Source organism: Flavobacterium anhuiense, from assembly GCF_004151235.1.
GTDB lineage: Bacteria > Bacteroidota > Bacteroidia > Flavobacteriales > Flavobacteriaceae > Flavobacterium > Flavobacterium anhuiense_A.
In genome coordinates this window covers 17,686-41,049 of sequence record NZ_JUIV01000021.1, presented here as the reverse complement: position 1 = coordinate 41,049, position 23,364 = coordinate 17,686, and the positions used below count along the sequence as shown (strand labels likewise).

The window sequence follows — 23,364 nt, the reverse complement described above, 5'->3', positions numbered from 1 at the left end:
AACTGATTATGGACAGAAAAAAATTTATCCGAAATGGTATTTTGGGCATTGCTTCATTGGCAACCGCTTCAAAATTTTTAGAATCATGTTCAAAAAGTGACAATGATGATAGCGACTCTAGCAATTCTGGAGACGGAAGTTGTACTGTTTCTCCTTCAGAGACAAAAGGCCCGTTCCCTATCAAAACGCCAAGTCAGCTGGTTTTAGAAAACATCAAATCTGACCGGGTTGGAATTGCGCTATTGATCAATTTAAAAATTGAAAACAAGAATAACAATTGCGAACCTCTTTCGGGAGTTTTGGTCGACGTCTGGCATTGTGACAAAGACGGAAATTATTCTGAATACGGAGGCACTCAAATGCAGCAGACCGATTATACTTCTGTCCATTTCTTGAGAGGAAGACAAACTTCAAACGCTAATGGAGAAGTTTCTTTTATCTCTATTTATCCTGGCTGGTATCAAGGAAGAGCTCCGCATATTCATGTAGAAGTTTTATCCAACGCAGGAAATTCATTATTGGTAACACAGATTGCCTTTCCGGAAACAATTTCTAGTCAAGTATATTCAAGCACAAATTATGCTGCACATGGACAGGCAGATACTACAAATGCAAGGGACAATATTTTTGCCGATAGTTTAGCTGAGGAATTGGCTACAATGACTGGCAACCTAACAGATGGATATACACTTACAAAAACGATAACCGTTAACGCATAATTTTGATTTGTAAAAACCAGTATTTTATGAAAATTTTAAAACTTAATTTACTGGTTTCAAACTACTTTTGAATGCGAAATGAAATTTTAAAAACTAATCCAGAAAAGATGAAATGTGTAATTATTGATGACGAACCTTTAGCGGTAGAACTATTAGAGGATTTTGTCAAAAAAGTAGATACTCTTGAACTGATCAGCACTTTCAATAATGCTATCGATGCCGTTTCATTTATTAACCAGAATAATGTCGATTTGATTTTTCTGGATATTCAGATGCCGCATTTTTCTGGAATTGACTTTTTAAATACTATCGAGAAAAAACCTCTAGTCATTTTCACAACTGCTTATTCTGATTATGCCGTAGAAGGATTTAATCTCGGTGCCGTCGATTATTTGGTAAAACCAATTCCGTTTCACCGATTTCTAAAAGCAGTTGTTAGAGCACAACAAGTTTTACATCCCACGGCAACTCAAACTCTTACAGAAAGCAGTAATACGCCTGAAATAGAACAAGATTTTATGTTTGTTCGAGCTGAATATGAAAACGTAAAATTGAATTTTGCCGATATCCTTTTTATTGAAGGCCTTAAAGATTATGTCAAAATTTACACTACAGATAATAAATTTACATTGACATTAATTAGTCTAATAAAACTTGAAAATTTGCTTTCAAGCAAAGGTTTTGCCAGAATTCACAGATCTTACATTATTAATATCAAACATGTAAAATCGATTCAGAAAAATAAGGTGTTAATAAGCGATAAAAGAATTCCAATCAGTGAAAGCTACAAAAATACTTTCTTCGAGAAAATCAACCTCTAATTTCTTTGAAATTCAAAAAAAAGAAAATTCCAAATTCCAAAAAGCCTAGACTCTTGGAATTTGGAATTTCTATTCTTCGTTTTTGAACCAACTCGAATACATTACGTAATTATTCGAAATACGTTCTATTTCGCCTGCAAAATCAGACTGATCAATGTCTTTTACTTTTTTGGCAGGAACACCTGCATAAATACTTCCAGAAGTTACAACCGTGTTTTGAGTAACTACAGCCCCTGCAGCAATTATAGCATTGCTTTCTACCACGCAATTATCCATTACAATTGCTCCCATTCCGATTAAAACATTATCATGAATCGTACAACCGTGAACAATTGCATTATGGCCAATTGAAACGTTATTTCCTATAATCGTTGGGTGTTTTTGATACGTACAATGAATTACAGCTCCATCTTGAATGTTTACCTTGTTTCCAATTTTAATAAAATGAACATCTCCCCTTACAACAGCATTAAACCAAACGCTGCAAGATTCTCCAAAAGTAACATCTCCAACAATAGTAGCATTTTCGGCCACATAACAATCCTCTGGAATAAGAGGTGATTTTCCGTTTACAGATTTAATCAGCATAAAAATAAATTTAGTTAATGGCAGGACAGTTACAATCGTAACGCTCTTTTTTACAGAACAAATTAATTCCTAAAGTAATTTGATGATATCCGCCAGTGTCAAACTTAACATCTCCCATTACTTGAGAATACGTATAAGCAAACATAAAATTCTTAAAGTTAACTCCAATAATTGGTGTAAAGTATTGTAATTTCTGAGATGCTACGCCACTTCCTGAAACATATTGTGCGCCATCAAAACCTCTTCTATAAGATAATGCAGCCCATAGACTTCCAAAATCCATGTTTTTGTAGGCTTTCATATTTATGTCGAGTGTTTTTTCTTTTGTCTGATCAAATAGCTGAAAAAGAATCGAAGGCTCCCAAGTCCAATTGTCGTTTTTACCAAATACATAACCAGCACTCAATAAAAACTTTCTAAGATTATCGCTTTCGTAATCTGAATATAATTCTCTTCTTGTTTCTAATAATCCTTGAACTGTTGCGTGTGCATAGAAATTCAAATAATTATAAGAAGCTCCAACATCAATATTGAAATACGAATCTTTCTGAATGGAACCAAAAACTATTGGATCAAATGTGTTTCCAAATTTTGTTTCGTCTAATTGGTTTTGAATCAAACCTCCGCTAATTCCAAAAGACAGCTGATTTAAATCCAGTTCATCTCTCGAAAACATAATATGATGCGCATAAGTCAATTTTACACCTTTTTCAGAATGATATCCGTTTTTATCATTAAAAACAATAATCCCAGCTCCAGAACGTTCGCCAATTCTTCCGTTAAAACTCAAAGTTTGCAATGAAGGAGAATCTTCTTCTCCAAACCATTGTTTTCTAGCTGTTAATCTTATTTTGGCGCAATTGGCTGCACCTGCCATAGAAGGGTGAATAAGATAATAATTATCAGACAAATAATCAGAATAAACAGGTATTCCCTCCTGGGAATAAGAGTGGAAAGCAGTAATGAGAAAAATTAATAAAACCTTGATTTTTAATTTCATAAAGACAATATTGTATCCAGATAATTTTCACTCTTGCAATTTAACACGATTTATTTGAAAAGAGTCTTAATTATTTTATTAAAAAATCAAATATAGCCATTAGTAGAAAATAACTTTAGTAAATTTGCAAAAAATATATTATCATGACTAAAATCACTATAAAAGAAACTCAAAATCCAACTATTTTAAAGTTTGAATTTGAAGATTTCATCACTCAGAATCAAAACTTTGAGTTCAAAAATATCGATGAAGCGCAAGCTTCTCCTCTTGCACAGCAATTATTCTATCTGCCATTTGTTAAAACAGTTTATATTTCTGGAAATTTTATCGCTATCGAAAGATACAGCATTGTAGATTGGGATGATGTGAAAGATGCTGTCGCTGAACAAATCAGCACTTTTGTTGACAAAGGTGGCGTTATCATTAAAATTGATGAAACAAAACCAAAAAAACAGCCAATTACAGTATATGGAGAAACAACTCCAAACCCGTCTGCACTGAAATTTGTTGTGAGCAGAATGCTTACTCGCAATGCTGTAGAATATAAAAATATTGACCAGACTGCTTCTTCTCCATTAGCTCAGGAATTGTTCAAATTCCCATATGTGAAAGAAATTTTTATTGACGAAAATTATATTTCAGTAACAAAATATGAAATCAATAACTGGGACGAAATCACTTTAGAATTAAGAACTTTCATTAAACAATTTATCGAAAACGGAGGAACTGTTTTAGATGAAAGCCTAATCGAAACTAAAGCAAAAACTGAAGCAACAAAAGATGAAGCTTTTGATAAACTGGATGTTACATCACAGCAAATCATTAACATCTTAGAAGAATATGTAAAACCAGCGGTAGCTGCCGATGGAGGAAATATTGCTTTTGAGTCTTATAATGAAGATGACAAAACGGTAAAAGTATTGTTGCAAGGTGCTTGTAGCGGATGCCCTTCTTCTACATTTACTTTAAAAAGCGGTATCGAGAATATGCTGAAAAGCATGCTGAATGATGACGCTATAAAAGTAGAAGCGGTAAATGCTTAATCTCATAAAATACATTATGTTCAAAGCGTCTCAATGAGACGCTTTTTTTATTATTAATCTCTAGCTTTCAATTATTTATCATTAAAAAAACGAGTAGTTCTATAAAATTAATTAATATTGTATTCTTAACCAATCAATTAAAAACCATGGGATTATCTTCATTTTTTAAAAATTTATTTGGCTCAACCAAAGAGTCTGTAACTGAATTGGCAAATAATGCCGAAGAGACTTTTGAACAAGCAAAAGAAGCTGCTGCACCGTATATTGAAAAAGCTGAAGCTTTTGCGGAAGAAACAATAGAAAAAGTAAAAGAAGTTTCGGAGCCAATTATTGACCGCGCTTCAGAATATGCTGAAAAAGCAAAAGAAACTGTAAGCGAGTATGCAGATAAAGCATCTGAAGCCATAAATGACGTTGTAGATACTGTCAAAGAAAAAACAGCATCTTTGACTTCTGAAACCTCAGAAAATGTTTCTGAAACAGTTGCCGATGTAAGCGAAAAATCTGCTGCAGAAGCAGAAGAAAAAGCAGATGAAGCCGCTGACAAAGCTTAAACGCGCTTTTCTGATAATGTAAATATTTTTATATTTGCACTGTTAATATGCCTTCTCTTTTGAGAAGGTTTTTTATTTTAAAATCATGAATCTTAGTCCAGAACAAGTCAGTAAATACATCAGTCGATTTATTGACATTTTAGTTGATTATTCGCCAAAACTTATTTCTGCGTTTTTAATTCTATTTGTTGGTTTATATGCCATCAGATTAATCAACAGAATCATTCGAAAAGTAATGATTCAGCGAAATCTAGATCCTACATTAACAAAATTCTTAGCCGATATTTTATTGTGGGCGCTACGGATTTTATTATTTGTAACCTTTATTTCTAAATTAGGAATTGAAACCTCTTCGTTCGTAGCTATTTTAGGAGCAATGGGTCTTGCTGTTGGTTTATCATTGCAGGGATCTCTTTCAAATTTTGCCGGCGGAATGCTTATTATCGTTTTCAAACCGTTTAAAGTTGGAGACACTATAGAAGCTCAAGGAGTTATTGCAACTGTTCTTGAAATTCAGATTTTTGTAACTAAGATGCTAACTGGAAATAACCAGACGGTATTTGTTCCGAATGGAGCTTTATCTAATGGAAACATTATTAATTACTCTATGCAAGGAGAAAGAAGAGCCGATTTGACTTTCTCTATTTCGTATGATTCTGACATCAGAAAGGCTAAAGAAGTACTTTTAGCAGTGTTGAACAATAATCCAAAAGTATTGAAAACGCCTGCACCAGAAGTTTTTGTAAAAAACCTTTCTGCAAGTTCAATAGATTTTGCTGTTCGTCCTTGGGCAAAAAATGCCAATTATGGAGCGGTTTTTTCTGAAACATTAGAAAATTGCAAAACAGCTTTGGATGAAGCAGGAATTGCTATTCAGCCTTACACAATACAGAAATAAAAAATATTATTCCTTTTTTGAAGGAGCAGTAATAATAAAATCTTTTAAATAATAAGGTTCAAAATAAGCGACATCTACAATGTCGCTTATTTGATACTTATCAAAACTGATTTTACTCATGGCTTGCGCCGAAGGGTATTTAATGTTTTCTAAAAACACAAAATTGTTTTTTGTTAAAACAGTTTTGCACTTATCAGCACAATCACCAACAAAGTAAAGTTTGTCTGTATATTCCTGAAATGAATTTTCATCTATAATTTCGGCTTTAATACCTCTTTCAATAGTCAAATCAGAATTAAAAATGGCGCTGTAAACTTCCATACGGCGTGCATCTAACATAGGTATAATTTTTCCGTCTGCAACTCCAGCTTGCGACGCCAAAGTCTGCATCGTATCAACAGCAATCAACGGAATATTTAAAGCATAACACAAGCCTTTAGCTGCCGAAACACCAATTCTCAAACCTGTATAAGAGCCTGGTCCCTGACTAACCGCAACAGCTTTTAAATCCTGAGCTGAGATTCCTGCTTTTGCAATAACTTCTTCAATAAAAACATGAAGTTTTTCGGCATGCGAATATCCTTCATCAGCCAATTCGCTGCAAACAATAGTTTGACCATCTTTTGCAATAGATACTGAACAATTTTTAGTAGCCGTTTCGATATTGAGAATAAAAGACAAAATATTAAATTTTAAATTATTGTGGTATTATATTATTTCTTTGGAGCTTCTGCTTTTTTAAGCTTTACCTTATCTCCAGAATTTAGTTCTTTAGAAACTGTTGTGTACGGCCCTGTGATAACAACATCACCAGGTTTTAATCCAGACATTACTTCAATATTAGTATCGTCCTGAATTCCTGTTTTAATGATTCTAATCTTAGCTTTATCTCCAACTTTTACAAAAACGCATTCGAATTTTTTATCGCTTTTTGGAGCCGCTTTTTTATCTTCATTTGGATCTTCAACCTTAAAATCTTTTACCGCTGTAGTGTCTGATTTTACTACAACAGAACTAATTGGCACTGCCAAAACATTTGTTTTTGTAGTTGTAACAATATCAACCGTAGCTGTCATTCCTGGTCTGAAAGGAGAATATGTGCTTGGTTTTCCTTCTAACAAATCTTGATAGGACTCTTTCAGGATTCGAACTTTAACTTTAAAATTCGTCACCTGATCTGAAGTTAATGTTGTACTTGCAGAATTAGAAATGCTGGTTACAACTCCCTTAAATTTCTTTTTCAAGTAAGCATCAACTTCAACATTTGCTTCATCCCCGATTTTAATTTTTACAATATCATTTTCATTCACATCAACTTCGACCTCCATATTGTTTAGGTTGGCAACACGCAAAAGCTCAGTTCCTGCCATTTGCTGCGTTCCTAAAACTCTTTCTCCCAGTTCTACATTTAATACAGAAATAGTTCCGTCAGCAGGAGAATAAATTGTTGTTCTTCCTAAGTTATCTCTAGCTTCTGTAACAGATGCCGAAGCGCTTTGAACATTATAATAAGCGCTTTGTTTTGTTGCTTTGGCAACTTCAAAAGTAGAAATGGCTTTATCCCAATCTGATTTTGAGATTACACCTTTGTCATATAATATTTTATTACGCTCATAATTTGCTTTTGCTTCTTTAAAACTTGCGTCAGATTGAGTAAGACTTGCTTTTGTTCCAGCTAAATTTGCAACAGATCTTTCTAATCCTGAGGTATATAAATCTGGATTTATTTTTACCAATAAATCGCCTTTTTTAACCACCTGCCCCTCTTTTACATTAAGTGAAATAATCTCGCCCGAAACCATCGAGGCAATTTTAACTTCAATTTCGGGTTGGATTTTTCCTGTTGCAGAAACTGTTTCAACAATTGTTGATGCCGTAACTTTTGCAGTTTCTACTTCTTTTCCTTCGTCCTTATTCCCTATTACCCCAGCCTTAGAAAGACCAACCAAAGCCACGATAATAACAACCGCAACTCCTAATAAAGAATAAACTGTTTTTTTCTGCATAATAAATTATTTTGTAATAATTGGAACAATTGGAATCCCGAAATAGAACTCTAATATTTTAATTTTAAACATGTAATCGTATTTTGTTCTAATAACATCAGACTGTGCATTAGTCAATAATGTTTGAGCTTGTGTGAAATCGAACGAATTCATTAAACCTACATCATATTTTTCTTTTGCATAATTGTAAGCTTGCTGTCTTGCCTCTAAAGTTACAGTAGCCGATTCATAAGTATTTAAAGCTCCTCTTGCATCTGTAAACGCTGTATAAACATTACGTTGCAAATCTAAACTTTTTTGCTCTAAATCTATTTTAGATTTTTCTAAACTTACTTTATTGCGCTCTACATTATTTCTTACTGAGAAACCATTAAAAATAGGCACAGAGAGCTGGAATCCGAAAGATTGTCCTTTATTATCTTTAAACTGATCTAAAATTGGATCCGCTTTGCCCACAACCGGTATATAATTATCCTGCAAAACTGCCTGATTGGTTCCCTGAACATATCCAATTTGAGAAGTAGGATTTGCCGTATTTGGTGTAGAACCCACTACAATATCAGAATAACTTGCTCTAGTATTAAAACTGTAGAAAGCACTCAAGGTTGGCTGATAAGCTCCTTTGGCAATAGCAACATTTTTTTCTGCAATTTCCAAATTTGTCTGAGCTAATTTTAGCTCTGTTCTTGTTTCTTTTGCTTTATTGTAGATTTCAATAGGGCTTTGAGCCAAAATATTGTTTTCATCCATCGCATTTGTATCGTCGACAACATCAAAATCTGCAAATTCTTTTAATTGTAAAAGCTGAGCTAAACTCAATTTAGAAATCAATAAGTTGTTTTCAGAAACTGCTATGTTTTGCTTATCTGTTGCGACAGTAGCTTTCAAATCGAACAAATCTCCACGTGGAATGGTTCCAGCATTTACCATTTCTTCTGAACGAGCATATCTTTTCTCATCGATTGACAACTGTTCTTTTTTAACTTTCAAATCTTCTTTGTTAGATAAAATCTGTAAAAATGCACTAGCAACATTCAAAGAAATATCTTCTTGCATTTTTAACAATTGGTATTGCGATGCAATTATTGATAATTTCGATTTTCTAAGAGTATTTTGATTTTGCAAACCCTTGTAAATATCTACTCCCGCATTTAATCCTATTGAAGAATATTGTGTAGTTTGGTTACGTAAAATACCTGTTGTAACATCTTGGTTCAAACCAATGTTCCAAGAGTGAGAAGCACTCCCGTTTACAGATGGAAGATAATTACCAAACGCCACTTTTTTATCAATATCGGCATTTTTCAAATCCAGTTCAGATTGCTTGATCGTAATATTATTTTCAAGTGCGTATCTCACACACTCTTCTAAAGTCCATTTTTTTGATTGCGCCTGTCCAGTTAGTCCAAAACCAAATAACAATGCTATAACCAGACTATTATATTTATTTATTTTCATATACTTTTAATGAAGGCGCAGTAAACCGAACTACGCAAATTTAACATTTTTAAAACCAAAAAGATCCTTAACCTTTTAAATTAGCTTATTTTTTTTCTTTGTCTCCTTCGTTAATTAAGCCCTGATTCCAGATTTTAATTTTATCTGTATCATTAACGCCGCTTTTAACTTGAACGTAGATTCCATCGCTCACCCCAAGAACCAAATCTCTTCTTTGAAATTTCTGTGGAGCAGTTTCAATTTCTACATAAGGCTTTTGTGTTTTTTTGTCAAATTGAACTAAAGACTCTTTAATTGCCAAAACTTTCTCTGCTTTTTCTAAAATAATTGAAGCATTGGCACTTAAACCTGCTCTAATAAAAGTATCATCTCTGTTAACCATTTGAGCTTTAATTTCAAACTGGATTGCTCCGTTTTCTGTAACTCCTTTGGGAGCAATATAATTTAAAACTGCATCAAATTTTTTATTTTCGATTGCACCAATTGTAATTTCAATTGGCATTTTCTCTTTAATTTTTCCAACCTCAGATTCATCAATTTTTCCAATGAAAATCATTCTTCCAACATCGGCAACACTTGCAATTGTAGTTCCTTCATTGAAGTTATTACTTTCGATAACTTGGTTACCGACTTTTACTGGAACATCCAATACCATTCCGTTTACTGTAGAACGAATTAATGTATTAGCATAACTTCCCAAAGAAGAAGTTGTTCCTGTTTTAACGATGTCTAAACCTTGTTTTGCAGCCAAATAATTTTGTTTTGCCTGATTGTAAGCTAGCAAAGCAGCATCATAATCATTTGCAGAAATAACATCTTTCTCAAATAATGTTTTCTGTCTTTTATAGATTTTTTCCTGATTGTCTAATGCTATTTTAGCGGTCTGCACCTGATTCTGAGAGTTGCTTACATTCGAAACATTTGCCACAACTCTAATTTTGGCAATCATATCGCCAGCTTTGATTTTTTCACCCGCTTTAATGTACACTTCTTCAATAATACCTGAGATATTTGGCTTGATTAGAACCTCTTCATCAGGCTGAATATTACCTGTCGCAATAGTATTTTTTACGATAGTTTTAATTTCTGCTTTTTCCGTTTTAAATACAATCGGTGATTCTTGGTTTTTAGCATATAAATAGTATAGCGCTCCAAAAAAAACAACTGCGATAAATATTAAAATGGTTACGGTTACTCCTTTTTTCATTTGTCTAGGGTTTAATCGATTTATTTTGATTGATAATTTATTCTGTTCTTAATGCATCTACAGGTTTAACATTGATGGCGGTCTGTGCTGGGATAAATCCGGCCAGCAAACCTGATCCGACCAATATAATTAATGCCACAAATACAACTCCCAAATCTACTGTCGGATTGGCAAACATCGTATTTTGATCTGCAGGCATCGAGTCTAATGCCATATTTAAGACTGCTATAATTCCTGTGGCAACAGCAATTCCGAGCATACCTGAAATAATGGTTAAAAATATAGACTCCGTTAATATTTGACTTCTAATTGCTCCAGGTGTTGCCCCTAAAGCTCTTCTAATTCCGATTTCTTTGGTACGCTCTTTAACCACAATCAACATGATATTCGAAATTCCGATTACACCAGAAATCAAAACTAATGTTCCTACGAAATAGGCAATTACTTTCAAAATATTGAATAAGCTTTGCACTTTGTTAAACTGCTCGTACAAATCAAAATTTCCAACTGCTCTGTCATCTGTCGGATTTATAGAATGTAATGATTTTATAATCTCTAAAATTTTAGGCTTTAAATCGGTTATAGAAGTTTCATCTTTCGCGGTAAGCGCCATCCATCCTACTTTATCACCATAATTAAAGGCTTGCTGAAAGGTTGTAAAAGGAATAAAAATATTCTTTTGCTCCTGTTCTGCATTTCCTCCTTGCTGTTTAGATTTATAAACCCCAACAACCATAAAATTGATGCTATTAATTTTTATATAAGTTCCAACAGCTTCCTCTTCTTTACCGTAAAGTTCGCTAATAACCCCTTTTCCAATCACACAGACTTTTCTTCTTTGTTCAATATCCTGCTGATTTACAAATCTTCCTTTAATGATATCCATTGGCTGCTGTTTGATCAGCTCTGGATAATCTCCATAAATTGTGAAAGCCGAAGTTTTAGTACCTCTTACCACGTTATTGGTTCCGTTAAAATCACCTAATTGATTTCTTGGCGATACATATAACAAATCTGGCAATGCTGCTTTTAAAGCGGTTACATCACTATTTCTAAAGTCATAACGTCTTGTTTTGGGCAGACCTTTATAAGCTTTTGAAGTAGTCTGACTCCACATGAACATGGTATTGGTTGCAATTCCATCAAAACCTTTTTTAATACCATTTTCCAAGCCATTACCCGCAGCAAGTAAAATTACCAAGATAAAAATACCCCAAAAAACACCAAAAGCCGTCAGGATAGTCCTGAAAGGGTTGGCGGTTAAGGCCTGTAAAATCTCGTCCCAATTATCTTTTTTAAACATAATTATTCGTCTCTAAGTGCTACAATAGGTTTAATTTTGGCTGCTCTGTAGGCTGGGAAAAATCCTGCCATTGCTCCTGCAAAAACAAGTAATACCAAAGTAGTTAAAGCTACACTAAAATCTACTTCAGGATTTCTGAAATATTCACTCTGGACCATCGGCCCAACAAATTCCAATAATGCAAGGCTGGCCAATAATCCGACAAAACCTGCGATGGTCGTGATAAAAATGGATTCGTGAAGAATCATGGTAATAATTGAAAAAGGAGAAGCTCCAAGCGCTTTTCTAATTCCAATTTCTTTTGTACGTTCTTTTACAATAATAAGCATGATATTACTTACCCCAACAACACCAGCGATAATTGTACATATACCAACCCACCAGAAAAAAAGCCTGATATATAAATTTAAATCGTAAAACTGTTTGGCATCTTTAACCGAATTGTAAACCCCTACACCACCATCATCTTCTGGCGCAACAACATTTTTACTCTTTAATAAATCTTTTAAATCTTGTGTGAATTTTTCTGATTGAGCCAAGGCTTCATCATAATCTTGCGTCTTTTTTAAGGTAAAAAACAAGTTGCTGATTTTATCGCCTCCGCCAAATGTTTTCTGAACTGTAGTCAATGGCAAATAAGCTCGAGTTTCTTCTCTTTCTCCTCCTGGATCTGTAAAAACTCCCACTACTTTGAAGTTGATATTGTTAATCAGGATTTCTTCTCCTATTGCCTCTTTATCTTTAAGCAGATCGGTTTTCAATTTCATCCCGATAACAGCCACTTTTGCGTTGCTTTCCAAATCCTTAGCATTGATATAACGGCCTTGCACTATGGTTAAATTTTCAATTCCGCCATAATCTGGATTTACTCCTCTAAACTGATAACTTCCAGATTCTTTTCCGTAAGCAAAAGCCTGTCCCCAGTAATTATTTGTCGAAGCTCTAAGATCCAACTTATCTTCAAATTTCTGAACCGATTGATTGTAATCGCTATTGCGAAATTGAATCTGTCTCCCTGGATTCAATCCTTTGTACTCTTTAGTCGTTGTTCCCGACCAAACCTCAATGATTCCAGCCGCATCACGTTCAAATTGTTTTTCAATTCCGTTTTGAAGACCTTTACCTGCACCAAGCAGGATTACCAAAATAAAAATCCCCGAAGCCACAGAAACACCTGTTAAGAATGTTCTTAAACGGTTTTTAGAAATGGCTTCAAATATTTCTTGCCAGCGTTCAATATTAAACATAAGACGAAGCTCTAACTTGTTCTACTTTTTTATCATCGATAATTAATCCATCTTTTAGGACTACATTTCTTTTGCACATTGCTGCAATATCCGGCTCGTGAGTAACAATCAAAATTGTTTTTCCTTCATCATTAATTCCTTGAATAAGTTCCATAACTTCATACGAAGTTTTAGTATCTAAGGCTCCTGTCGGCTCATCTGCAAGCAAAACTTTCGGATTTGATGCCAATGCTCTTGCTATAGCCACACGCTGTTTCTGACCTCCAGAAAGTTCGTTTGGCAAGTGGTGAGCGTGAGAACCCAAACCTACTTTTTCAAGATATTTCATTGCAATATCATAACGCTCTTTTCTTTTAACTCCTTGATAATACAAAGGCATTGCAACATTATCCAATGCTGTTTTATAATTAATCAAATTAAAAGACTGAAAAACAAAACCTAAAAACTTATTACGGTATTTTGACGCAAGGGTTTCGTTTAATTTTTTTATTGGAGTTTTGTCCAAAATATAACTTCCAGAATCGGCTTCATCCAAAATTCCTAAAATATTAAGAAGTGTTGATTTACCAGAACCAGATGACCCCATGATCGCAACCAATTCTCCTTCTTCTATATTAAAATTAATGCCTTTTAATACATGTAATTCTGAACTTCCCATCTTATAGGATTTATGTAAATCTTTAATTTCGATCATGGTTTTGTTATTTTTTTTAGACAATAATAACGTTTTTATTAAGTAATTTATGATAATAAAAAGTTAATACTTTTGTTACCTATTTTGTATTAGACTGCATTTTTTTGTTATTGTTACACTTTTTACATAAAATATGATTGTTTTCGTAATTTTACCTCATAATAAAAATCATCTTAAATGAAGCTTAGTTCTATTATTTCAATGTTTATAGTACTTGCGGTACTAACGAGCTGTTCATCGGCTCAAAAATTAGAAACATTAAAACCTGAACCAGACGATGCCAGTCCGTTAATTTATGACAGCAATCCTTCTTTTATCAACCTTCCTATAACCATCAAATTAAGCGATATTGAAAATCAGACCAACTCTTTGCTTAACGGTTTAATTTATGAAGACAACAACATCGAAGACGATGATATCGAAATGAAAATCTGGAAACAGGCTCCAATTAAGATTCAAAATGACCCTTCAAATCTTGACAAAAGAATCAAGACCATTTTACCGCTTAAAGCGAATATCAAGTACCGAATTGGCACAAAAAAACTGGGAGTAGAATTGTACGATGTTAGAGAATTTAACTTAAACGGAGTTATAACACTTTCTAGCGAAACTGCTCTAACCAATTGGAAACTGACTACAAAAACAGAGTTTAAATCTCTTGATTGGAACGAAAGCCCTACTATGACAATATTTGGCAAAAATATGCCGATTACGTATTTGATCAATCCTGCTATTTCTATTTTTAAAAGCAAGTTGGAAAAGAAAATAGACGAAGCGATCGAAAAATCAATGGATTTTAAGCCTAATGTTCTTCAAGCGGTTGAAAAAATCTGTACCCCTTTTCAAATGAGTGACACTTACGAAAGCTGGCTTCGAATTGTTCCGATCGAAATATATTCGACAAACGCCAAACTTAAAAACGATTCATTCTTGCTTGACATGGGCATGAAATGCAACATGGAAACTATCGTTGGCAAACAGCCAGAATCAAAATATAGCGCAAGTAAAATTGTTCTGAAACCTGTTGCCAAAATCCCAAATCAGATTTCTGCCAATATTGCCGCAATTTCAAGTTATGTAGATGCCTCTAAAATTATGACCAAGAATTTTGCAGGTCAGGAATTTGGTTCTGGCAGTAAAAAAGTGACTGTAAAAAATGTTTCTATCTGGCATAAAGATGGCAAAATGGTAATTGCTCTAGACGTTTTAGGCTCTATCAATGGAACACTTTATCTGAATGGCTTCCCTTCATATAATGCTCAGGCAAAAGAAATTTACTTTGAAAAATTAGATTATGTTTTGGACACCAAAAGCAAATTGATGCGCACAGCAAACTGGCTTGCACAAGGCTACATTTTGAGAAAAATGGAAGAAAGCTGCCGATATTCTATTCAGCCGAATTTGGATGAAGGCAAAAAAAGCATGGCGAGCTACCTGAAGAATTATTCGCCAATGCCGGGCGTATTTGTAAATGGAAAAATGGAAGATATCCAGTTTGATAAAATTCAGCTAACCAATCAGGCCATTATAGCTTTCATCAAAATAAACGGAACAGTGAATGTCTCAGTTAACGGACTTAAATAAAAAAAAGCAGTGTAAAATTACACTGCTTTTTTCTTTTTAGAATACATTCGATAAATCAAATATCCTATTATCAATACGAGTAAATATGGAATCACCATTAGGTAAACAATCCCATCATTTACTGCTTCAGCTTTTTTAATATTAGAATCTCCACCTAACGCAGCACGACACATCGCACATTGAGCATTAACTGAAATTCCAATTAAAAAAATACAAATCCCAAAAATGAAACTTTGGAATTTGTAATTTGATTTTTGGATTTTATTTTTAGTGTACATAATAAGGCGAAATCATTAAATAAACAATCACTCCCGTTACTGCCACATATAACCAAAGCGGAAAAGTGATTTTAGCAATTTTTCTATGTCGGTCAAAACGTTGCGCAAGCGCTCTTACATACGTAATTAAAACAAGAGGAATAATGGCAATTGACAGTAAAATATGCGTTATAAGAATAAAGAAATAAATGTAACGCAACGCCCCTTCTCCTCCATACTTTGTAGAATCCGAAGTCATATGATACGCTACATACATAACCAAAAACGCAACCGACAATGCAATTGCAAAAGTCATTAATCTTTCGTGTAATTTTTGGTTTCCCTTTTTAATTGCTAAAACAGCCCAAACCAGTACTACAGCTGTAATACCATTTGTAGTTGCATAAATAGGAGGTAAAAAAGATAGGGGCTCTACATTAACTCCAAAATCTTTTAATTTAACTCCAAACAAAATTGCTACAACAACAGGGATTATTATTGAAACCGCAATAATAAATTTGCTAAATTTTTTCTCTAAAGTATTATCTTCCATTTTTATTCTGCTAATAAAATTTTAATGTCTTCTTGAATATCTCTTACTCCTTTTTTATCTAGACCATCATAATAAATATTCGGATTTCCGTATTCATCTTTTCTGCAGCGAATGTTTCCATCTTTATCAATTAAAGCAAACAAACCAGAATGTTCAAATCCACCACTTACTTTATCATTTTCTCCTGCATAAAGATTAAATCCTTTATTAGACAAATCCATAATTACGTTTCTGTCCCCAGTCAAGAAATTCCAATTAGAAGACTTCACTCCAAGCAATTTTGCGTGATCTTTTAAAACCTCAGGCGTATCATGTTTTGGATCAATTGTAATGGAAACAATTCCGAAGTTTGGATTTCCAAAAAAGGTCTTTTCTATCTCCAGCATACTCATGTTCATCTTTGGACAAATTGAAGGACAAGTTGTAAAGAAAAATTCCAGAACATATACTTTTCCTTTATACGTTTCATTTGAAACTTTTACATTGTCTTGGTTTGTCAATTCGAACTTTGGCGCTGGTCCAATTGTCAAAAGTTTAGCTTCTTTTGAAGATTTTACTCCAACATTATCCAAACGATTTCCTTTTACAACGTCACCGTTTTTAACTCGATCAACAATTTTAGGAATGGCATAAATCCCAAAAATCAGAATGATAAAAGAGATTCCAATATATGATTTGTTCTTAAACATTATAAATGATATTAAAGTTGCTTTGTGGCGTTATGATTTTTCTTTAAAGCTGCGCGGTATTCGTAAAGGATAATCTTGAAGTCGTCCAGCATTTCATTGCTTAACTCTGATGGGTGAAAAGTATCGTATCCTTCTTTATACTCTTTTGGATCTTTTCTTCCTCTTAGATTACGTTCTTTATCGATAATATAAACATTGGAAGTTCCAAGATTCTCATTCAGTTTTTCTTTTAAATGCAATCCGTCGTAGAACTTCTGTATTTCTTCTTTTGGAGCAAAAACAAAGTTCCAGTTTTTAACATCTGTAAAAGGAGACAAAGCATCAACAATTTTTTGAGCTTCCGCTTCAGTTCCAGTTGGACACAGCACTACAAACTGAAGATCTTCAAAACCATTATAACGTTTGTAGATTTTTTCGTTTAAGTTGAAATAATTACCTCTATTTTCAAGAATGTTTGTACCAGAAAAACCTAATACAGTAATTTTTTTATCAAGGGAGATTTTTTTTCCGTTTAATGAATTCCAATTTCCAAAATCAGCCACTTTAGGTGTTATTACAGGAAGTGTCGTAAAACTATTTACACCAGAAGCAAAAAATAAATACGCTACAATTGGCAATACAAAAAGTACAAAGAGAACTATATTTTTTTTCATTGTATTAACGAAGAATTATTGAGGTACAAAAATAAAAAAATCCCGATGTTATCGGGACTCTTTTCGAATTAATATCATGTTAAAAATTCCATTTAATAGTAGAATCTTTAAAAACCCCATAAATATAATGTCCTTCTGTTAACAGAATAAACAATAAATATAAAACTAGGAAGATAACAGGAGAAACTACAGACCATCTAAGGCTGCTTTTTTCACCTTCCATGTGCATAAATGCCCATACAATATAATATGCTTTGAAAATTGTAAGGATATAGAAAATCCAGTTTAACAAATTCAAACCAATAAAATGAGTAAATTCTAATGATGCAGGTTTGTAGATACCTAAGATAACTTCAATTGTAGTTACTACTGAAAGCAATCCGAAAACAAACCAGATTCTTTTTGTATTTGATACGTGCTCGTGTGACATAATAATTAAATTCTAAAATTAAACTAGGTAGAAAACTGTAAATACAAATACCCAAACTAAATCTACGAAGTGCCAGTATAATCCAACTTTTTCTACCATCTCGTAGCTTCTTCTCTTCTCGTAAGTACCTAATAATACATTAAAGAAAATAATGATATTGATGATAACTCCAGAGAATACGTGGAATCCGTGGAAACCTGTAATAAAGAAGAAGAAATCAGCAAATAATTTATTACCGTACTCGTTTCTAATCAAGTTAGCACCTTCTACTACATATTTAGCACTAGCTAAATGTTTTTCAGATTCTTCTCTTGATAAGATTGTCTTTTTCTTTTTATCTGTAAGTTTTTCTGTTCTAATTAAAATTTCAGGATGAGCTTTAAAACCAGCCTGAACTTCAGCAACTGTGTAAGTAGGAAGAGTCTGAGCATCTTCCATAAACCAAGTTGATTTGCTTCTTGTTAAAGCTTCTCTTTGCTCTGGCAATTTAACAGCAAAATCAGCTAAAGCTACTCTTTTACCATCTTTATCCACAAATTGAAGTAAACTTCCTCCAACTGTTTCAACTGCACCATATTCTCCTTTAATGAAGTTTTTCCATTCCCAAGCTTGAGAACCAACGAAGATTAAACCTCCAATAATAGTTAAGAACATGTAAATAGCAACTTTTGTCTTTTTCAATTGGTGTCCTGCATCAACAGCTAATACCATTGTTACAGAAGAAAAGATCAAAATAAAAGTCATTAAAGCTACATAATACATTGGAGCCGCAACACCATGCATAAATGGGAAGTGAGTGAACACTTCATCAGCCAAAGGCCAAGTTTCGATAAATTTAAATCTAGAAAAACCATAAGCTCCTAGAAATCCAGAGAATGTTAAGGCATCTGATACGATAAAAAACCACATCATCATTTTACCATAACTTGCTCCTAAAGGCTCATTGTGACCGCCTCCCCAAGTTTTTTCGTCGTTGTTTGCAGTAGTAACTGTCGCTCCCATAAAAGATATTCGTTAAAAAGTTCCCAAATTTACGTTTTTTTCTTATTTAAAGAAATATAAAAATAAAAATAAATATACCCATAATAAATCCAAAAAGTGCCAATACATCGCACCTAGCTCTATGCCAAGAGTTTGAGTCGAATTGTATTTTTGTTTAAAATGATTATAAATTATAATTAAAAGTGAAATTAATCCGCCAGCTAAGTGCAACAAGTGTGTAACTGTCACCACATAAAGGAAAGTTGTAGTAATTGAACTACCTTCTCCTGTAAAGTAATACCCTTCAGCAACGATTTGTCCAAATCCTTTGAATTGCAATACCACAAATAAAACTCCTAAAGCTAAAGTTCCAAGAAGCAATCCTGTAACCGCACTTCTATTGTCTTTCTGAATGGCTTTTTTTGCCAAATGAAAAGTAACGCTACAAGCAATAATTACTGCTGTACTCCAATAGAAGGCCGAAGGAAGTTCGAAATTCTTCAACCAGTCTGCTCTTGATTTACTTACTACAAATGCACTTGTCAAACCAGCAAACATCATGGCCATACTAACCATTGCGAAAAGCAGAATCAGTTTTGCCGATTTTGATTTTCTTACTTGTTCTTCATTTGTTTTTAATGTCATTTCCATAACTATCTTAAAAATTTATCTACTATAAATACAATCTGCAAAAGTGAGATATAAGAAACACTCACCAGCATTAATGTTCTCGCTGCTTTTGGAGTTCTTAACTTATACAAACGAACTGCATAAAAAAGCATCCAAATCCCCAACAGAAACACTAAAACTGCTGCAATTGGAGAAATAAACAATTGCCCCGTAAAACCCAATACTGGTAATAACGATGCTATGATAAGCCAAATTGTATACAATATGATTTGCAAAGCTGTTCCTTTATCTTTTTTACCTGTCGGAAGCATAAAGATTCCTGCTTTCTCATAGTCTTCATACAAAAACCATCCGATAGACCAAAAGTGTGGAAACTGCCAAAAAAATTGAATCAAAAATAAAGTTCCTGCCTCAATACCAAATTCGCCTGTCGCTGCTACCCAACCTAGCATGAATGGAATCGCACCAGGAAAAGCTCCAACAAAAACAGACAACGAAGTTACTGTTTTTAATGGCGTATAAACACTTGTGTATAAGAATATAGAAATCGCAGCAAACATTGCAGACTTCGCGTTTATTGTATAAAGAAGCGCAATACCAATAATAGTAAGCAGACTCGCTACCAATAAAGCTACTTTAGGAGACATACGTCCTGAAGGAACCGGACGATTTTTGGTACGATCCATTAGAGAATCGATATCTTTTTCGATTACTTGATTGAAAGCGTTTGAAGCCCCAACCATACAGTAACCGCCAACTGCCAAAACAGCCAAAACACTCCATTCAAAAGGATGATCAGAATCTACTCCTAATAAATATCCAGCAATTGAAGAGAACAATACACTAATAGCCAAACCAGCTTTAGTAATCTCTTTGAAATCTAGAAATATTGATTTGATTGATAATGTATTTTTTGCAGCGTTCAATACCGTTGTATTTTGTGTATTTTTTTTGAGTGGTGCAAATGTACAAATTAGATTGTAGAATATTAACCTATAAAAATAGATTTTTTTCAATAAAACCTTTACAAATTAAGATCTCAGCATTCTTTAACACTATTATTTCGAAAAATCTTATTAAAAAGACTAGTAATCAAAATACCAGTTAAAAATATCTGAACGTAAACCAATACTAAACCAAGTCGTACTTTGTTTAAAAGTTGTTGCTGTTTCTTGAGTCGGATCAAAATTTCTGTAGATTAAACTTCCAAACAGTTTCAAATTTGTCATTGGATTAATTAAATAACCTCCTTGAACATCGGCAATAAAAACATTTGTTTTATTTCCTTGTCCAATTTTGACACCTGTATCGTACGGACGTTTTACATCGTAGCTTTTATAGATATTTCCACCATAGTTATAAGAGTCTTGTGCAGTATCAAAATCTAATCCTCTTGTTCCAACTGTCAGCTTAGCATCTGCAAGCCAGCGCCCTTTATGGTATCTCGCAATTGCAATAAGTTCTTTAAAATTCCCGCCCCATTGGTGACCAACACTTTGATTATTATGTCCGTAGTTTGTAATAACAGCGCTGTGCGAGTAAACATAAGGACGCACACGATTATACTCAACCTGTACTAATAAATCTTTTACATTAAATGCATTGAAATATTTTGCTCCAAACTGAAATCCAAATTTGTTTTTCCAGCTTTGATTTCCTGCCCCAACATCAGAAACAGAAAACTCATCAATCAAAAATTGCGAATACAGATTTATACTATTATTCCATTTGTATTTTCCTGTAATTCCTAAAAGCGCATTTCCGCTTTTAGATGAAGAACCAAATTCTACTGCTCTGTAAAAAATAATTGGATTCACAAAATTAGCATCAAAACCTCTGTTATTGGTATTTGTCCAAACTACAGATTCAAAAAAACCTAAGTTTACTCTATTCGAAACATTCCAGCTCAAATAGTGATTGGCCATAAATTTTGTCGCGTAAGTTTTTTCAGCCGTTACTTCTGGACGAACATCTTTCATCCACATGTACGTATTAGTATATTTGATTTTCCAGAATTTGGTGTTCAATTTAAAATATGGGTACGGACTTGCTCCATCGCTTTCTAACAAAGAACGATAACCATCCCCAATAAAATTTCTTCCGTAACCTAATTGAAAATCAAATATTTTTCCTGGTGCGAAAGTAATATTCGCTTCCGCTAAAGGGAAATCGTAAGCATCTGTTTTGAATCTTTTTGCAATTCCAACTCCAGGAATGATCGCTGGATTTCCTCCTGATGGTTTAATAGACTCAGCATAATCATTAAAATATCCTGCAAATCTTCCTTGACTTTCAAAAAATGTAGTTGTAAAGTTGATCTGTTTTCCTAAACCTCCTCTAAAATTAAGAGCTCTAGTATTCACGTAAGTGTAAGAAGCATCCAGATCTGAAGCTTTACCCATTTGTAAATCTACAATTGGGTTTAAAGAAAACCAATAATCTTCTCCTTGAATCTGCACTAGGTTTTCATTCCACCACTTTCTTCCTAGCCAAGTTGAAGTTTTTTTCTGCAACGATTCATTCACCGCTCTCAAATTATAATACTTTGAAACCTCAGCATACGTATACGGCTTAGAAGCTGTATGGTTATTGCTTCCAACTTGATTCATCTCTGCATCAAACTGAGCATAATAACTATGCGAAAAAGGAATATTTAAATGACTATCGAATTCTGGATTTCGGTATTTTTTATACACGATACTATCTAATTCTGTCATTGGTTTTGCCGTCTGCTTTTCTATTTCTGCTGCTGCCTGAGCTTCTGCCGCAAGTTGTGCAGAACTTTTTAGCGGTATATCAATAGAAATCGTGTATTTAGAATACGTTGGTTTTCCGTTGTAAGTTGAAGGTTTTATTTTTGGAAATGTCCCGAAAACTCTTTTTGCTTCTTCAGACAATTCTTCTGTTTCAGCAGAAACATAAATTACTTTAAATTCTCCTTCGCCATTTACTTCAAAAAGTAATTTTACTGCCCCTTTATAATTGCTCTGTTTTAATTTTTCTGGCACTTGAAAATTGCTAAAAACAAAATCTTGAACTTCTTTATAAAAACAGGTTTCTAATTTTTTACTATCTAAATTTTTGCAGTTAGGAAAAACTGGAAACATTTCTGCTGTAAAACCAGGCTGAACCGAAGAATTACCATTTTGTTGAGAAAAAACAATAGAGAATGAAAAAATTAAGACAAGGGACAAAAAAAACTTATTCACTTAAAATTTGGGTATTTATTTAATATTGATTTGGGGATATTTCTCCGTTTGCAATTGCTTTTGCTGCTGAAGTTCCGATACGTTTTACTCCTAAACGAATCATCTCAGCTGCTTCTTCAAATGAACGGACTCCGCCGGCTGCTTTTATCGATAGCGGTGAAGCATTTTCGAGCATCATAATTATTGATGGAACCGTTGCTCCATTTGGAAGATCATTTTCTGTTTTATAAAAACCAGTAGACGATTTCACAAAAACAGATTCAAAATCATCTTCTTTAAAATTAGATACTACAACATGTTTTATTAAGGCAGATAGCTGAATAATTTCTTTATCTGTTAAAGCTGCAACTTCAATAATCCATTTTACTGTTTTATCGTTTGCCAATCCAATTTGTGTTCCGATCAGGATTTCTTTTTTTACTAAATCGAGATCGCCATTTTTGAATGCTTCATAGTTGCAGACAAAGTCTAGATCGTCAGCTCCGTTGGCTATGGCTTCATTTGCTTCTTTAATCTTATCTTCCAAACTTGACTTCCCTTCCGGAAAATCAATCACTGTTCCGACTAATAGGACAGAATTGGCTTCTGCTATCATTTGTTTGGCCAAAGCTACATATTCTGGGCGAATCATAATTAGTTTGAAACCTTCTTGAATTGCTTCGGCAATTGCATTTTTGACTACAATAGTATTTTCTGCTTCCGAAAGACCAGCTTGCGATGCAGTTTTTAAATACGTTGAGTCCAAATATTGCTTTACATTCATTTTGATAGAAGTTGCAGGAAACCAGCACAAAAGTACATTTTATATTGAAAAAACATAGCTTTTAAACGCTTGATTTT

25 protein-coding genes are annotated in these 23,364 nt (G+C 33.6%); 6 read left to right on the top strand and 19 right to left on the bottom strand.

The annotated features are described in order from the left end of the window. Positions 1 to 8 precede the first annotated feature (8 nt). Positions 9 to 719, top strand: a complete 711-nt coding sequence (locus NU08_RS19425; protein WP_129748733.1) for an intradiol ring-cleavage dioxygenase — start codon at positions 9 to 11, stop codon at positions 717 to 719. A 71-nt stretch (positions 720 to 790) separates the two neighbouring features. After that, a complete protein-coding gene (locus NU08_RS19420; protein WP_242502603.1) occupies positions 791 to 1,540 on the top strand; it encodes a LytR/AlgR family response regulator transcription factor in 750 nt (249 codons plus the stop codon). A 69-nt stretch (positions 1,541 to 1,609) separates the two neighbouring features. Here NU08_RS19420 and NU08_RS19415 read toward each other — a convergent pair whose 3' ends face one another. Both NU08_RS19415 and NU08_RS19410 read right to left on the bottom strand, forming a co-directional pair. Continuing rightward, positions 1,610 to 2,128 carry a gamma carbonic anhydrase family protein gene (locus NU08_RS19415; RefSeq protein WP_129748732.1) on the bottom strand — a complete coding sequence of 173 codons (519 nt, stop codon included), beginning with the start codon at positions 2,126 to 2,128 and terminating at the stop codon, positions 1,610 to 1,612. Between the two features lie 10 nt (positions 2,129 to 2,138). After that, positions 2,139 to 3,128, bottom strand: a complete 990-nt coding sequence (locus tag NU08_RS19410) for a type IX secretion system membrane protein PorP/SprF (protein WP_129748731.1) — start codon at positions 3,126 to 3,128, stop codon at positions 2,139 to 2,141. Positions 3,129 to 3,271: 143 nt separating this feature from the next. On the opposite strand from NU08_RS19410, the gene NU08_RS19405 reads away from it, so the two are divergent. The 3 genes from NU08_RS19405 (at position 3,272) to NU08_RS19395 (ending at position 5,623) form a co-directional block, all read left to right on the top strand. After that, positions 3,272 to 4,171, top strand: a complete 900-nt coding sequence (locus NU08_RS19405; protein WP_129748730.1) for a NifU family protein — start codon at positions 3,272 to 3,274, stop codon at positions 4,169 to 4,171. 146 nt (positions 4,172 to 4,317) lie between these two features. After that, on the top strand, positions 4,318 to 4,725 hold the full coding sequence (locus NU08_RS19400; RefSeq protein ID WP_129748729.1) for a YtxH domain-containing protein: 408 nt from the start codon (positions 4,318 to 4,320) through the stop codon (positions 4,723 to 4,725). Between the two features lie 85 nt (positions 4,726 to 4,810). Next, positions 4,811 to 5,623 (top strand): mechanosensitive ion channel family protein, encoded by an 813-nt coding sequence (locus NU08_RS19395; protein ID WP_091136593.1) that lies wholly within the window; start codon positions 4,811 to 4,813, stop codon positions 5,621 to 5,623. A gap of 6 nt (positions 5,624 to 5,629) precedes the next feature. Here the strand turns inward: NU08_RS19395 and tsaB are convergent, their stop codons facing one another. The 7 genes from tsaB to NU08_RS19360 form a co-directional block, all read right to left on the bottom strand. After that, the gene (gene tsaB / locus NU08_RS19390; RefSeq protein ID WP_129748728.1) at positions 5,630 to 6,304 is read right to left on the bottom strand and encodes a tRNA (adenosine(37)-N6)-threonylcarbamoyltransferase complex dimerization subunit type 1 TsaB; all 675 of its coding nucleotides are present in this window, start codon (positions 6,302 to 6,304) and stop codon (positions 5,630 to 5,632) included. Positions 6,305 to 6,336: 32 nt separating this feature from the next. Next, entirely contained in the window at positions 6,337 to 7,629 is a 1,293-nt protein-coding gene (locus NU08_RS19385) for an efflux RND transporter periplasmic adaptor subunit (protein WP_129748727.1), read from the bottom strand. A 6-nt stretch (positions 7,630 to 7,635) separates the two neighbouring features. Next, complete coding sequence (locus NU08_RS19380; RefSeq protein ID WP_129748726.1) at positions 7,636 to 9,087, bottom strand: TolC family protein; 1,452 nt, start codon at positions 9,085 to 9,087, stop codon at positions 7,636 to 7,638. An 85-nt stretch (positions 9,088 to 9,172) separates the two neighbouring features. Continuing rightward, positions 9,173 to 10,294, bottom strand: a complete 1,122-nt coding sequence (locus NU08_RS19375; protein WP_129748725.1) for an efflux RND transporter periplasmic adaptor subunit — start codon at positions 10,292 to 10,294, stop codon at positions 9,173 to 9,175. 37 nt (positions 10,295 to 10,331) lie between these two features. Further along, the gene (locus tag NU08_RS19370) at positions 10,332 to 11,597 is read right to left on the bottom strand and encodes an ABC transporter permease (protein WP_129748724.1); all 1,266 of its coding nucleotides are present in this window, start codon (positions 11,595 to 11,597) and stop codon (positions 10,332 to 10,334) included. Between the two features lie 2 nt (positions 11,598 to 11,599). Beyond that, on the bottom strand, positions 11,600 to 12,844 hold the full coding sequence (locus NU08_RS19365; RefSeq protein WP_129748723.1) for an ABC transporter permease: 1,245 nt from the start codon (positions 12,842 to 12,844) through the stop codon (positions 11,600 to 11,602). Further along, positions 12,837 to 13,538, bottom strand: a complete 702-nt coding sequence (locus tag NU08_RS19360; protein ID WP_129748722.1) for an ABC transporter ATP-binding protein — start codon at positions 13,536 to 13,538, stop codon at positions 12,837 to 12,839. The genes NU08_RS19365 and NU08_RS19360 overlap by 8 nt, the downstream gene beginning before the upstream one ends. A gap of 177 nt (positions 13,539 to 13,715) precedes the next feature. On the opposite strand from NU08_RS19360, the gene NU08_RS19355 reads away from it, so the two are divergent. Then, on the top strand, positions 13,716 to 15,122 hold the full coding sequence (locus NU08_RS19355; RefSeq protein WP_129748721.1) for a DUF4403 family protein: 1,407 nt from the start codon (positions 13,716 to 13,718) through the stop codon (positions 15,120 to 15,122). Between the two features lie 17 nt (positions 15,123 to 15,139). Here the strand turns inward: NU08_RS19355 and NU08_RS19350 are convergent, their stop codons facing one another. From NU08_RS19350 to deoC, 10 genes are all read right to left on the bottom strand, one after another. Beyond that, entirely contained in the window at positions 15,140 to 15,400 is a 261-nt protein-coding gene (locus NU08_RS19350) for a hypothetical protein (RefSeq protein ID WP_129748720.1), read from the bottom strand. Continuing rightward, the gene (locus tag NU08_RS19345; protein ID WP_008467360.1) at positions 15,390 to 15,932 is read right to left on the bottom strand and encodes a DUF420 domain-containing protein; all 543 of its coding nucleotides are present in this window, start codon (positions 15,930 to 15,932) and stop codon (positions 15,390 to 15,392) included. Before NU08_RS19345 ends, NU08_RS19350 begins: the two co-directional genes overlap by 11 nt. A 2-nt stretch (positions 15,933 to 15,934) precedes the next feature. Beyond that, a complete protein-coding gene (locus NU08_RS19340) occupies positions 15,935 to 16,621 on the bottom strand; it encodes an SCO family protein (RefSeq protein WP_129748719.1) in 687 nt (228 codons plus the stop codon). An 11-nt stretch (positions 16,622 to 16,632) separates the two neighbouring features. Then, positions 16,633 to 17,274: a hypothetical protein gene (locus NU08_RS19335; RefSeq protein ID WP_129748718.1), complete on the bottom strand. Its 642-nt coding sequence runs from the start codon at positions 17,272 to 17,274 to the stop codon at positions 16,633 to 16,635. A gap of 79 nt (positions 17,275 to 17,353) precedes the next feature. Then, positions 17,354 to 17,704 (bottom strand): cytochrome C oxidase subunit IV family protein, encoded by a 351-nt coding sequence (locus tag NU08_RS19330; RefSeq protein ID WP_008467363.1) that lies wholly within the window; start codon positions 17,702 to 17,704, stop codon positions 17,354 to 17,356. 18 nt (positions 17,705 to 17,722) lie between these two features. Further along, positions 17,723 to 18,706 (bottom strand): cytochrome c oxidase subunit 3, encoded by a 984-nt coding sequence (locus NU08_RS19325; RefSeq protein ID WP_066032786.1) that lies wholly within the window; start codon positions 18,704 to 18,706, stop codon positions 17,723 to 17,725. A gap of 42 nt (positions 18,707 to 18,748) precedes the next feature. Next, positions 18,749 to 19,336 (bottom strand): heme-copper oxidase subunit III, encoded by a 588-nt coding sequence (locus NU08_RS19320; RefSeq protein ID WP_129748717.1) that lies wholly within the window; start codon positions 19,334 to 19,336, stop codon positions 18,749 to 18,751. A gap of 2 nt (positions 19,337 to 19,338) precedes the next feature. Next, positions 19,339 to 20,241, bottom strand: coding sequence for a heme o synthase (cyoE, locus tag NU08_RS19315; protein WP_129748716.1), 903 nt, complete (start codon positions 20,239 to 20,241; stop codon positions 19,339 to 19,341). A 159-nt stretch (positions 20,242 to 20,400) separates the two neighbouring features. Continuing rightward, complete coding sequence (locus tag NU08_RS19310) at positions 20,401 to 22,524, bottom strand: gliding motility protein RemB (RefSeq protein WP_129748715.1); 2,124 nt, start codon at positions 22,522 to 22,524, stop codon at positions 20,401 to 20,403. Positions 22,525 to 22,543: 19 nt separating this feature from the next. Further along, positions 22,544 to 23,287, bottom strand: coding sequence for a deoxyribose-phosphate aldolase (gene deoC / locus NU08_RS19305; RefSeq protein ID WP_129748714.1), 744 nt, complete (start codon positions 23,285 to 23,287; stop codon positions 22,544 to 22,546). Positions 23,288 to 23,364 lie beyond the last annotated feature (77 nt).